Origin of the sequence: Nonomuraea sp. NPDC059007 (assembly GCF_042740555.1) — a bacterium.
Classification (GTDB): Bacteria; Actinomycetota; Actinomycetes; order Streptosporangiales; family Streptosporangiaceae; genus Nonomuraea.
Genome location: NZ_JBHYJD010000019.1, coordinates 179940 through 191801 on the forward strand (window position 1 = coordinate 179940; position 11862 = coordinate 191801).

Here is an 11862-nt window from a genome sequence, read left to right on the forward strand (position 1 = left end):
GCTCGCCAGGTGGTACCGGCTCACGCATCGCGCCTCCTCAACAGGAGGTATCCGGCCAGCAGCGCGGCGCCGCCGTACGCGATGAGGACGAGCAGCGCAGCCCACGGCGGCAGGACGCCGTCACCGAGGCGGCGGGACAGGCGGTCGCCGGCGATCTGCGGCACCAGGTTGGGAAGCATGATCGAGGCGAAGCGCGTGTTCCACGGAGCGGGCAGGTGGGTGGCGATGCCGGGGAGCACGAACAGCAGCGAGACGACCGAGACGATGCCTGCGGCCGTCGAGCGGGTGGCGGCGCCCAGCCCCAGGCCGACCAGCGCCAGCACCGCGGCCGACAGGGCGGAGACCAGCACGGTGGGCAGGCCGTCGAGCAGGCCGATGTCGTTGAAGCCGAGGGCACGGTCGCCGGCGATGAGACGGCTGATGGTGTAGGTGGCGATCAGGACGGCGGTGCCCGCCGCGAGCGTCACGCCGCCGACCACCGCGGCCTTGGCGAACAGCAGGCGTCCACGCCGCGGCACGGCGGCCAGGCTGGTTCTGAGCATGCCGCTCGCCTGCTCCGAGGTGATCGCCAGCACGCCCAGGACGGCCAGGCTGACCTGTACCAGTGGCAGGAATCCCGCTTCTGGAGCCGCGGCCCTGATCGAGCCGCGTGCGTCGGCCAGGCTCGCGACATAGAGGGTCCAGACGATTCCGAGCACGATCGTGAGCGCGGCCGCGCCGACCGCGTAGCCGGTGGAGCCGACCGAGCGCAGCTTCAGCCACTCCGACGCGAGGACCGCCCTCATCGCGCGGCTCCGTACTCGACGCTGGAGGCGGTCAGCGCCATGTACGCCTCCTCGAGAGAGGGGTATCCGGCGGTGAGGTCGGCCACGGTCGCGTCCGCCACGAGCCGGCCGCGGCCGACGATGACGATGCGGTCGGCGGTCAGCGCCATCTCGCTCATCAGGTGGCTGGACAACAGGACGGTCCTGCCCTCCTCGGCCAGCCCGCGCATGAGGCCGCGGATCCAGCGCACGCCGTCGGGGTCGAGGCCGTTGACCGGCTCGTCGAACATCAGCACCCCCGGATCGCCCAGCAGCGCCGCCGCGATGCCGAGCCGTTGTTTCATGCCGAGCGAGAACCCGCCCGCCTTCCTGCGCGCCACGCCGCTCAGGCCCACCAGCTCCAGGACCTGCGCGACCCTGCGCGCACCTATGTCATTGCTGAGTGCCAGGCACATCAGGTGGTTGTAGGCGCTCCGGCCCGGATGCACGGCGCCGGCGTCGAGCAGCGCACCCACCTCGTGGAGCGGGCGGCGCAGGTCGGCGTAGCGGCCGCCGTTCACCAGCGCCTGGCCAGAGGTGGGCGCGTCGAGGCCGAGCACCAGCCGCATGCTCGTCGACTTCCCCGCGCCGTTCGGGCCGAGGAAGCCGGTCACGTGCCCCGGCTCGACGCGGAAGCTCAGCTCGTCGACGGCGAGCGTGTCTCCGTATCGTTTGGTCAGTTGCCTGAGTTCGATCACGCGATCAAGGGTGCGGTACGGCGGGCCGTTCGCACATCGGACTGGGATCCGTCAGACCACGGTGTCATTCGGGGCTCGCAGAGTCAGACCGTGGGATGACGCGCCCGGCCTGACCTCCGGATACCTTTCTTCGCGTGGACCTGTTCGCCAGGCGGCTCAGCCGCGCCCAGCTCATCGCGCTCGACTGCGCGTTCGCATGGGTGTGCGTGCTGTATTACCTGGCCGACACCGCGGACGCCGACGCACCCGGCTGGATCCGGCTCGCGCTGCCCCTCGCGCTCGCCGTGCCGCTGGCGGTGCGCCGGGTGTGGCCGCTCGCGGTGTTCGCGGTGGTGACGCCGACGGTCGTGTTCGCCATCATGACAGGCTTCCCGAGCCTGGCGTACGTCTCGCCCGCCTACGCCGCCTATCTGGTCGCCTCCGCCTCCTCACGAAGACTGCCGATCAACTCCATCGCGATCTTCAGCGTCCTGGTCCTGGTCACACTGCTCATCGCCGGCGTACCGGGCGGCGTCACCTGGGTCATGGGCGAGACCGCGTCGAGCCTCGCCGCGGTCTGCACCACGTTCACCTTTGGATTGGCCATCCGCGAGCGCCGTGCGTTCGCCGCGCGAGACGCGGCGCGCAAAGCGGAACAAGCCGTCACAGCGGAACGGCTGCGCATCGCCCGAGAACTGCACGATGTCGTCGCCCACAGCGTGGGGCTGATCGCGGTCAAGGCGGGCGTGGCCAGACACGTGTTCTCCACCCGCCCTGAAGACGCGCGCGAAGCGCTGGGCGTGATCGAGACGGCCAGCAGAAACGCGATGGTCGAGATGCGCCACGTGCTTGGGGTGCTGCGCTCCGCCGAGGAACCCGACCTCGGCCCGGCACCCGGTCTGGACGGCCTGCCCGAACTCGCCGAACGGGCCCGGCTCGGCGGCGTCGAGGTCGAGCTCGATGTCGGTGATGTCAGTGAAGTGCCGGAAGGAGTGAGTCTGTCGGCCTACAGAATCGTCCAGGAAGCGCTCACCAACGTGGTCAAACACGCGGCCCCCGCTCGCTCCCGCGTGTCGGTGGCCGCCGACGGGCGGGAGGTGCGCATCGAGGTCACGGACGACGGCCCCGGCTGGCGTGTGCTGCCGGCGACGGGTGCGGGGCACGGGCTGGTCGGAATGAGGGAGCGGGTCATGATGTACGGCGGAGCCTTCGAGGCCGGGCCGGGAGCGAAGGGCTTTCGCGTGCGGGCGGCCCTGCCGTATGGGGAGATTCCATGAGCGGGGCGGTCAGGGCGCGGTCGGCCGCACGGAATCCCATGGAGCACAGGTCGGGCGTGGGCATGGGGGAGTCGTCCGAAGAGTTGGCTGGAGGGTCCGGGGAGGAGACGAGTCGCTCAGTGCGTGAGGTTGCCGAAGGGGGACGGGCTGCCGGGGTGGGGAGTTCTGCGAGCGGGGCCGGTGAGCAGGGAGAGTCCGTGATCCGGGTGCTGGTGGCCGACGATCAGGCGTTGCTCAGAGGGAGCTTCCGGCTGCTCGTGGACTCCGAGCCCGACCTGGAGGTCGTCGGCGAGGCGGCCACGGGGCTCGAGGCGGTGACGCTGGCCGCGGTGGTGCAGGCGGATGTCGTCCTCATGGATGTGCGGATGCCGGAAATGGATGGTATTGAGGCCACCCGGCGGCTCGGGGGCGGAGCCAGGGTGCTGATCGTGACGATGTTCGACCTTGATGCGTATGTGTATGCGGCTTTGCGGGCCGGGGCCAGTGGGTTCCTGCTCAAGGACACGCCTCCGGCCGCACTGTTGTCGGCGATCCGCGTGGTGGCGGCGGGAGAGGCGCTGCTCGCGCCGACCATCACGCGGCGGTTGATCGAGGAGTTCGCCAGGACGCCTGCCGCGCCCGCGTTCCAAGGGCTCGACGGGCTCACCGAACGGGAACGGGAAGTGCTGACGCTGATCGCGCGAGGCCTCTCCAACCATGAGATCGCCGGGTACCTGCACCTCAGCCTGGCCACGATCAAGACACACATCGGTCGCCTGCTCACCAAGCTGGACGCTCGTGACCGGGCACAACTCGTCATCGCCGCATACGAGAGCGGCCTCGTCGGAGCGGCACGATAGCGTCACGTGACATGAGGGTGGAATTCCGGAAATTTGATGGTTCGCTCCATTGGCACCATGCGGCCCGACGGCTCGGGGAAGACGCCCACGGCGTTTGGGTGGGCGCCGGGGCCGGAACCGTCGGGGCGAAGGGACACGAGCCGCCGGTGGTGTGGGAAGAGCCGTTCGTGATGTTGTTTCCGCGGGATCAGTGGTGGGTGGCGCTGTTCAACGCCGAACCGCACCGGACCGCCATCTATGTGGATGTCACGACGGTGCCTGAATGGCGGGACGGCATCGTGACCATGGTGGATCTGGATCTCGACGTGGTGAAGAAGCGGACCGGGGTTATCTATCTGGATGATGAGGATGAGTTCGCCGAGCATCAGGTGCGGTTCGGGTATCCGGCTGAAGTGATCGCGGCGGCTGAGGAGTCGGCCCGGTGGGTACTCAAGGCGGTCACCGAGGGCGAGGGGCCGTTCGGTGGGGCGCATGAGCGATGGATGAGCCAGGTCACGGGCTGAGGTTGGCCACCTGCAGGGATTCGGGGCTGGAGTGCTGGTCGTGTGCCTGCGGGGCCGAGGCTGCGTGGATTGGCTATCGTCAGGTACCTGCGTGGGTTCGGTCCGCTTGGCAGAGCTGGGCGCCTGAGCTCTGCGCGTTGGCGACTGCGGGTCACCTGTGCGAGGTCGGTGCGCTGACCGGGTCACCTGTGTTTGGGTGCTGGGCACCGCCTGTTCGGTGTCGGTCGCTCGCTTGGCTGGGGCCTGAGCTGCTCCGCGCGGGGTGACCGGCTGATCGGGTTTCACCGGTCACGGTCGGTGGTCCTGGCTGCTTGCCGGCCGATCGACGCTGGTCAGCGCAGGGCTCCGGCTGTTGGCCTGTGCTGGTCGGCCGGACCCGGCCATCCGGCTGCACTTGCTGTCTGGGGCAGAGCGTGGGCCAGCCGCGGTTGTCTAGGTGGGGCCGTTGGCCCGGGCCGAGTTGGCCCGTGCCGAGTTGGCCCGTGCCGGTTGGCCGGGGTTGCTTGGCCTGCGGGGATATAGGCGGGCAGGGGCGAAGCGGCTGGGGGCTTGGTGGTGTTGTTCAGCGGTTGAGGGCCTTGCGGAGGGCGGACAGGCGGGCGGGGGAGGCGAGACCCGCATGGTAGAGGTGGAACTCGGTGGCGCCTGCCTTGGCGTACGTGGCCATCTGGTCGGCTAGGACCGTGGCGTCGGCTGGGCGGGGCGGGAGTGTGAGGACGTAGGCGCCGATCCGCTGGGGGGCCGTGGTGGTCTTGGCCCGTGTGGTGGCCATGTTGGCCAGGGTGGTGAGGCGGTGCGCGTCGGAGGTGGGGTCGCCCCAGCAGTTGCCGACCAGGACGTCCGCGCCGGGTTCGCCGTTGGGGAGGGCCGCGAAGGCGCCTGCGGCCCACGGGTCGGGGTTGGCATGGAGGGTGATCGGGGTTTCGGGGGAGAGCTCGCGGGCGACGGTGATCAGGTGTTGGCGTAGGTGGGTGGAGAGGCTGAGCCGTACCTCTTTGATGGCCTGAGCGTGGTCGGCCAGGGCCTGTTCTGTCGTGACGGGGTTGGGCTGGGTGTCGACGACTTGTTTGATGTGCTCTTGGGTGCCTTCGGGGTAGCGGGGGGCGCAGGCTGTGCAGAAGCAGAGGGAGAGGAGGTCGCCAAGCGGGCCGTTCCAGTCGGCGCCGGCGGTCTTCTCGTGCATGTTCTGGTGACCGAAGCCCATGGGGCCGCAGGATTCGAGGATGAGGCCGTCGGGTTCGCCGACGGTGAGGATTTCGCGGACCAGACGTTCGCAGTAGTCGACGACTTCGGGGTGGGCGGGGCAGAGCGCGTGGGGGTACAGGTCGCCGAAGGCGTTGTGGGTGGCGATGCCTGGGTGCTTGGTGCCCAAGAAGGAGTTGTGGGTGAGGACGGTCCAGGCCAGGACCTTGAGGCCGGCCGCCTTCAGGGCGTCCCGGGCCGTGAGGTAGGCGTCGGGGGTTGTCCATGTGGGGGAGGCGGGGACCAGACGGCCCCAGGCCTCCTCGCGAACCGGCAGGTAGAAGGCTGAGTGGGCTACGTCCAGAACGCGGTGGTTCGGGTGGTAGGGGGTGGCGGCGCGGGTGGAGTGGTAGGAGGCGGCCAGGGCGACTGCCTCGACGCCCAGGTCGGCGATGCGGCCGGGGGCGGTGGGGTCGCCTACGACGTCCCAGGGGTAGAGGTAGGCGATGTTCACCGGGGGTTCCTCTCCGTCGACTGCCTTGGGATGGTCACGAGTGGCCTTGGGGTGGTCACCAGTGGCCTCGCTTCACCACGAACTCGGGGTCGAAGCGTCGCATGTAGCCGGTGTCGTCCCGGGAGGTGAGTCCGCATGTCAGGTACTGCTCGTGCATCTTGGCCAGGGTCTCGCGGTCCAGCTCGATCCCCAGGCCGGGGCCGTCGGGGACCGGTACCGCCCCGTCCACGAAGCGCAGGGCTCCGGGGGCGACGACGTCCTGGCCGTCCTGCCAGGGCGTGTGGGTGTCGCAGGCGTAGGTGAGGTTGGGGGTGGCGGCGGCGAGGTGGGTCATGGCGGCCAGGCTGATGCCGAGATGGGAGTTGGAGTGCATGGAGAGTTCCAGGCCGAACGTCCCGCACAGGGCGGCGACCTGGGCGGAGCGGGTCAGGCCGCCCCAGTAGTGGTGGTCGAGCAGCAGGACCTGGATGGCGTCGGAGGCGATGGCCGGAGGGAGGTGTTCGGGGGTGACGACGCACATGTTGGTAGCAAGCTTTGTCACGATATTTTGCGAGACATTCGCCATGCCGGAAATCTCCGGACAGGGGTCTTCGAGGTACTGGAGGGTGCCGTTCAGTTCGTGGGCCACGCGGATGGACGTCTCGGGGGTCCAGGCGGTGTTGGGGTCCAGCCGCAGCGGCACGCCGGGGAACGCCTCATGCAGCGCCCGGATCGCGGCGATCTCTTCATCGGGTGGGAGAACGCCGCCTTTGAGCTTGATGGAGCGGAAGCCGTACTCCTTGATGAAAAGTGCGGCCTGCTCCACCAGCCCGGCGGGGTCGAGCGCGGCGCCGAAGCGGTCGGGCGTGCCGCCCGGGTGGCTGTCCCACTTGTAGAAGAGATAGGCGCTGTACGGCACCGCCTCCCGCACCCGGCCACCGAGCAGGTCGCACACCGGGACGCCGGCCGCCTTGCCTCGGATGTCCAGCAATGCCACCTCGAAGGGGGAGAAGATGCGATCGATGCTCTTCTCTTTGGTGGACGTTCCGGTCAGGCCGTGGAGGTCGCTGACGACGTCGCCGGCGATCGCGGTGATGCGGGTGTAGATCTCGTTGGTGTGGTGCACGTCCACGCCGATGAGGGCGGGCGCGCATTCGCGCATCTTCGTCAGGTGGTCGAGGTCGCCGTAGGTCTCGCCGAGGCCGGACAGGCCGTTGTCGGTGATCACCTCGATGATCGTGCGCAGTGCCCAGGGCTCGTGGACGCCGGCGGCGTTCAGCAGCGGCGGGTCTCGAAACGCGACAGGCGTGACACGGATCTCCTGGATGATCATATAACCGCCGTCCATATATGTGAACGAAAGACAGGTTTGTGGACAGGTGTCGCAACTGTAAGAATCGCCCTGTGAGGGTGTCAAGCGATAGGTTGTGAAGTGTGATATTGCACTGGGAGGCCAAGCGATGATCTACGGACATGACCCGAGGACCGGCGAGACCGTGGGCGAAGCGCTGCCCGAGACCGACAGCGCAGGCGTCAACACGATCGTCTCCGCAGCCGCAGCCGCAGCCGTCGGAGCCAGCCGGGTAAACGGAGCCGCCGGGGTTGGCGGGGCGAGCGGAGCCATCGGGATCGGCGGGTCTGGTGGGGTAAGCGGAGCCGCTGGTGGGGCCAGTGGGGTTGCTGCCAGTGCTGGTGAGGTCGCTGGAGGCGCCGGGGCTCCTGGAGTCCCCAGCAGAGGAGGCGCCGAGGGCGGAGACGGCGGGGCGAGTGGAGCCGCCGGGGTCGGCGGGGCGAGCAGGGCCGCTGGTGGGGCCGGTGGGGCCGGTGGGGCGAGTGGAGCCGCCGGGATCGGCGGGTCCGGCGGGGCAAGCGGGGCCGCTGGTGGGGCCAGTGGGGCAGGTGGAATCGGTGGGGGCGGCGGGGTAGTCGCCAGTGCTGGTGCCGGTCCCGGGGTTAGCGCCAGTGTCGGCTTTGGGGCGGGTGCCGGGGTTGCTGGTGCGAGGGCGGTCGGGTGGCGGGATGTCTCGGTGCGGGAGCGGGCTCGGGTGCTTGAGGCTGTGGCTGATGCGTTGATCGCGCGGGCGGACGATCTCTGGGTGGTGGCTGAGCGGGAGACTGCGCTGGGTGAGGTGCGGCTGCGGGGGGAGATTGCCCGGAGTGCCGGGCAGTTCCGGCTGTTCGCGCAGGTGATCAGGGATGGTGGTCATGTCGAGGCGATTATCGACCATGCCGATCCGTCGTTGACGCCGCCCCGGCCGGATGTGCGGAGGATGAAGCGGCCGCTGCCCGGCGTGGTGGCGGTGTTCGCGGCCAGCAACTTCCCGTTCGCGTTCTCGGTGGCGGGAGGGGATACCGCTTCGGCGCTGGCGGCTGGGTGTTCGGTGGTGGTCAAGGCGCATCCTGGGCATCCGCAGACCTCGGAGTTGGTGGCCGAGGTGGTGCGGTCGGCGCTGCCTTCGCCGGATCTGCTCGGGCTGGTGCATGGGGTGCAGGCTGGGGCGGAGCTCGTACGGCATCCGGCTGTGGTGGCGGTGGGATTCACCGGGTCGGTGGCGGGGGGTAAGGCCATTCAGGCGCTGATTGACCAGCGGGAGACGCCTGTTCCGTTCTTCGGGGAGCTGGGCAGTGTCAATCCGGTGGTGGTGCTGCCTTCGGCTCGGGCGGAGGAGGTGGCCGGCGGGTTCGCGGGGTCGCTGACGTTGGGGGTGGGGCAGTTCTGTACGAATCCGGGGCTTTTGTTTGTGCCGGAGGATGCCGGGCTGCTTGATCGGCTGGCGGCGGCGGTCAGGGAGACCACGGGCGGGCCGATGCTGGCCGAGCGGATCAGGGACGGGTATCTGGGCGGGCTGGAGCGGTTGTCCGGGCTGCGCGTGCTGGCCGAGGGGAAGGCGGGCGAGGGGGCCTGGGGGGTTACGCCCACGGTCTTTGTCGCCGATATCGGGGAGTTCGCCGGCAAGTTGCCTCGGGTTGCCGAGGAGTGCTTCGGGCCTGCGTCGATTGTGGTGACGTATCGGGAAGTGTCGGAGCTGCCGGCCGTACTCGAGCAGTTGGAAGGGTCGTTGACGGCTACCGTGCACGGCACCGTGCCCGAGGAGGCGGCTCCCGTCGCTGAGGTGCTTGGGCGCAAGGCCGGGCGGCTGATCTGGAACGGCTGGCCGACCGGGGTCGCCGTCTGCTGGGCCATGCATCATGGTGGGCCTTGGCCTGCCTCTACCAGTGCTGCCCATACCTCTGTCGGCGCCACGGCCATCGATCGGTGGCTGGCACCGACTGCCTATCAGGACTGGCCGGCTGAGCTGCTGCCGCCGGAGTTGCGGGATGGCAATCCGCTGGGTGTACCTCAGCGGGTGGACGGGCGGCTTCAGGCCTGACCGGGCTTGCGTGGCGGGGTTGGAGGGCCGGCTGCGCGTCTGTGGTCGGCGAGGTTGAAGGGCCAGCTGTGCTTCGGTGGTCGGCGGGGGTGAAAGGCTGCTGGCTGCGCGTCTGTGGTCGGCGAGGTTGAAGGGCTGGCTGTGCGTCTGTGGTCGGCGGGGGTGGAGGGCTGGCTGTGCGTCTGTGGCTGGGCGCGGTGGTGTGAAGGAGCGGCTCCGCGTCTGCTCTTGGGGAGGCGGAGCCGGTTGTTGGGATCTGGGGATCTGCATCTGGTCGTGGGTGGTTAGGGCTGGTGGGGGTGGCCTATGGCTTGGAGGGCTTCTTCTACTCGGTCCCGGTGGGTACGGAAGCTGACGATCGACAGGCGTAGGAAGAAGCGTCCGCCTACCAGCGTGCTTGACAGGAACACGCGTCCACCCGCGTTCACCCGCCGCAACAACTCCTGGCTCGCCCGGTCGTCGTCGCCCGGGACGCGGAACGCGACCGTGCTCAGCCGTGGCTCCCATGGCACCTCGAAGCCCGCTGCGACCAGTTCCTCGTACGCGTACCTCGCCAGGTCCAGCTTCTCGTCGAGGGCCGCGCGGAAGGCGGCCAGGCCGTGGAGTTTGATCGGGAGCCACAGGGCGAGGCCGCGGAAGCGGCGGGTCAGTTCGGGGGAGTACTCGGTGAAGTTCGGGATGTCCTCCTCGGCGCTGAGGTCCTGGAGGTAGTCGGCGCCCACGTGGTGGGCGGCGCGCAGGCGGGCGCCGTCGCGGACCAGCAGGGCGCCGGTGCCGTAGGGAAGGAACATGGCCTTGTGCGGGTCGAGCGTGATCGAGTCGGCGGTCTCGATGCCGCGGAAGGCCGTCCGGCCGCGTTCGGTGAGCTGGAAGGGGCCGCCGTAGGCGCCGTCCACGTGGAACCACAGGCCGTGCCGGCGCGCGGTCGCGCCGAGCGCGTCGAGGGGGTCCACCGCGCCGGTGTTGGTGGTGCCGGCGTTGCCGATCACCAGGAACGGCCGGCGGCCCGCGCGACGGTCCTCGTCGATCAGGGCGTCGAGGGCTTGCGGGTCCATGGTGAGGGTGTTCAGGGTGGGTACGGCCCGCACGTTCGCACGCGGAAACCCGGCGAGCATCGCCGACTTGGCGCACGAGGCATGGGTCTGCCCGGTGACGTAGATGATGCCGTCGAGGAAGTTCTCCGGAAGGAGCGCGGTGCGCGCGGTGACGATGGCGGAGAAGTTGGCGAGCGAACCGCCCGAGGTCAGGACGCCGCGCGCGGAGGCCGGGTAGCCGAACAGGTCGCACAGCCAGCGCAGTACCGTCGCCTCGATCTGGGAGAAGCCGGGCGCGAGATTCCAGACGGTCACGTATTTGTTGGCGGCGGCGGCCACGAAGTCGGCGAGGACGGAGGCGTAGAGGCCGCCGCCGGGAATGTAGGCGAGGTAGCCGGGTCCGGCCGTGGTGACGCCGGTGGTGGCGCCTCTGGCCACCACGTCGAGCAGTTTGGCGAACGGCTGGCCTTCCTCGGGCGCGGGTTCGCGCAGTTCGGCGGCGAGTTCGGCGGCGCCGTCGAAGTCGCTGGCCGGCCGGTCGGCGAGGCCGTTCACATAACTCTGGACGAACTCCAGGGCGGCCATTCCCATCGCGCGCGCGTCCTCGGGAGTAGGTTCAAGGGGGTACGGCATGCGGGCACTCCTTTCTGGCAGGTCTTGCCATACGCCAGTGTTGTTCAGATTTGAACATTGACATAGGGCCACGTTATGGAGATCTGAAGGGTTCTCCAGTCATGTCCACAATGCGAACTTGGGGCCAACTCTGACAAGGAGAAGGACCCCCCATGGAAGAAGAGGGAAACACCCCCGCAATCTCCCGCAAAACCCTTCTGAAAGCAGCTCTCATCGCCACACCGGTGCCGCTGCTCGCGGCGGGGGCGCCCGCATTGGCCCGCACCGTTTGGGCCGAGGGCGGGCCGCTCACCCCCACGCCCTTCTGCGACGACGGCGACGACCCGACGCCGGCGCAGACGGAAGGCCCCTACTTCAAGCCCAACTCGCCCCGGCGGAGCACGATCCCCGGATCCGGCACCGGGCTGACCGTCAGCGGATACGTCTTCGGGCTGGCCTGCCAGCCTCTCGCCAACGTCCTGCTGGACTTCTGGCAGTGCGACACCAACGGCAACTACGACAACGTCGGGTTCAACTACCGCGGCCACCAGTTCACGGACGCGAACGGGGCCTTCAAGCTGACCACGATCGTGCCCGGCCTCTATCCGGGGCGTACCCGGCACATCCACGTCAAGGCGCAGGCGCCGAACCGGCCCGTGCTCACGACCCAGCTGTACTTCCCCGGCGAGCCGCGTAACAACACCGACACCATCTTCAACCCGGCTCTGCTGATGACCGTCCGGACGGTCGGCGGGCGCCGGGAGGCGACGTTCGACTTCGTGCTCCGTGTGCCGGGGACCCCGCCCACGAGCCCGCCCCCCACGACCCCGCCTCCCAGCACCCCGCCGCCCACCGGCACCTGGGCTCCGGGTGTCGGGTACACAGCCGGTGCGGGGGTGACGTACGGGGGCTCCAGCTACCGGTGCCTGCAGGCCCACACCTCGCAGGCCGGCTGGGAGCCGCCCAACGTGCCGGCGCTCTGGCAGCGCGTGTGAACCCTCCGCCGCCGGGCCCGCCGCGCCCGGCGGCGGCCGCCCATCCCTCAGGCTCCGCGCGCTCGCGGTGGCCAGG

9 protein-coding genes and 1 pseudogene are annotated in these 11862 nt (G+C 69.5%); 5 read left to right on the forward strand and 5 right to left on the reverse strand.

What is annotated here, in order from left to right:
• Positions 1 to 20: 20 nt before the first annotated feature.
• Both ACFWY5_RS29960 and ACFWY5_RS29965 read right to left on the reverse strand, forming a co-directional pair.
• Positions 21 to 785: an ABC transporter permease gene (locus ACFWY5_RS29960; RefSeq protein ID WP_379635874.1), complete on the reverse strand. Its 765-nt coding sequence runs from the start codon at positions 783 to 785 to the stop codon at positions 21 to 23.
• Between the two features lie 74 nt (positions 786 to 859).
• Positions 860 to 1501, reverse strand: a pseudogene (locus ACFWY5_RS29965) (ABC transporter ATP-binding protein); the annotation flags it as partial.
• A 134-nt stretch (positions 1502 to 1635) separates the two neighbouring features.
• On the opposite strand from ACFWY5_RS29965, the gene ACFWY5_RS29970 reads away from it, so the two are divergent.
• From ACFWY5_RS29970 to ACFWY5_RS29980, 3 genes are all read left to right on the forward strand, one after another.
• Positions 1636 to 2757 carry a sensor histidine kinase gene (locus ACFWY5_RS29970; protein ID WP_379635876.1) on the forward strand — a complete coding sequence of 374 codons (1122 nt, stop codon included), beginning with the start codon at positions 1636 to 1638 and terminating at the stop codon, positions 2755 to 2757.
• Between the two features lie 197 nt (positions 2758 to 2954).
• On the forward strand, positions 2955 to 3596 hold the full coding sequence (locus ACFWY5_RS29975; protein WP_379635878.1) for a response regulator: 642 nt from the start codon (positions 2955 to 2957) through the stop codon (positions 3594 to 3596).
• A gap of 11 nt (positions 3597 to 3607) precedes the next feature.
• Complete coding sequence (locus ACFWY5_RS29980) at positions 3608 to 4099, forward strand: DUF402 domain-containing protein (RefSeq protein WP_379618240.1); 492 nt, start codon at positions 3608 to 3610, stop codon at positions 4097 to 4099.
• Positions 4100 to 4661: 562 nt separating this feature from the next.
• Here ACFWY5_RS29980 and ACFWY5_RS29985 read toward each other — a convergent pair.
• Both ACFWY5_RS29985 and ACFWY5_RS29990 read right to left on the reverse strand, forming a co-directional pair.
• Positions 4662 to 5795: a hypothetical protein gene (locus ACFWY5_RS29985; protein ID WP_379618242.1), complete on the reverse strand. Its 1134-nt coding sequence runs from the start codon at positions 5793 to 5795 to the stop codon at positions 4662 to 4664.
• Between the two features lie 55 nt (positions 5796 to 5850).
• Complete coding sequence (locus ACFWY5_RS29990; protein WP_379635880.1) at positions 5851 to 7122, reverse strand: glucarate dehydratase family protein; 1272 nt, start codon at positions 7120 to 7122, stop codon at positions 5851 to 5853.
• 556 nt (positions 7123 to 7678) lie between these two features.
• On the opposite strand from ACFWY5_RS29990, the gene ACFWY5_RS29995 reads away from it, so the two are divergent.
• Positions 7679 to 9145, forward strand: coding sequence for an aldehyde dehydrogenase (NADP(+)) (locus tag ACFWY5_RS29995; RefSeq protein WP_379635891.1), 1467 nt, complete (start codon positions 7679 to 7681; stop codon positions 9143 to 9145).
• 284 nt (positions 9146 to 9429) lie between these two features.
• On the opposite strand, the gene ACFWY5_RS30000 is transcribed toward ACFWY5_RS29995, so the two are convergent.
• Positions 9430 to 10812 carry a pyridoxal phosphate-dependent decarboxylase family protein gene (locus ACFWY5_RS30000; RefSeq protein WP_379635882.1) on the reverse strand — a complete coding sequence of 461 codons (1383 nt, stop codon included), beginning with the start codon at positions 10810 to 10812 and terminating at the stop codon, positions 9430 to 9432.
• A 152-nt stretch (positions 10813 to 10964) separates the two neighbouring features.
• Here ACFWY5_RS30000 and ACFWY5_RS30005 point away from each other — a divergent pair, with 152 nt between their 5' ends.
• Positions 10965 to 11786, forward strand: coding sequence for a carbohydrate-binding protein (locus ACFWY5_RS30005; protein WP_379618248.1), 822 nt, complete (start codon positions 10965 to 10967; stop codon positions 11784 to 11786).
• Positions 11787 to 11862: the final 76 nt, after the last annotated feature.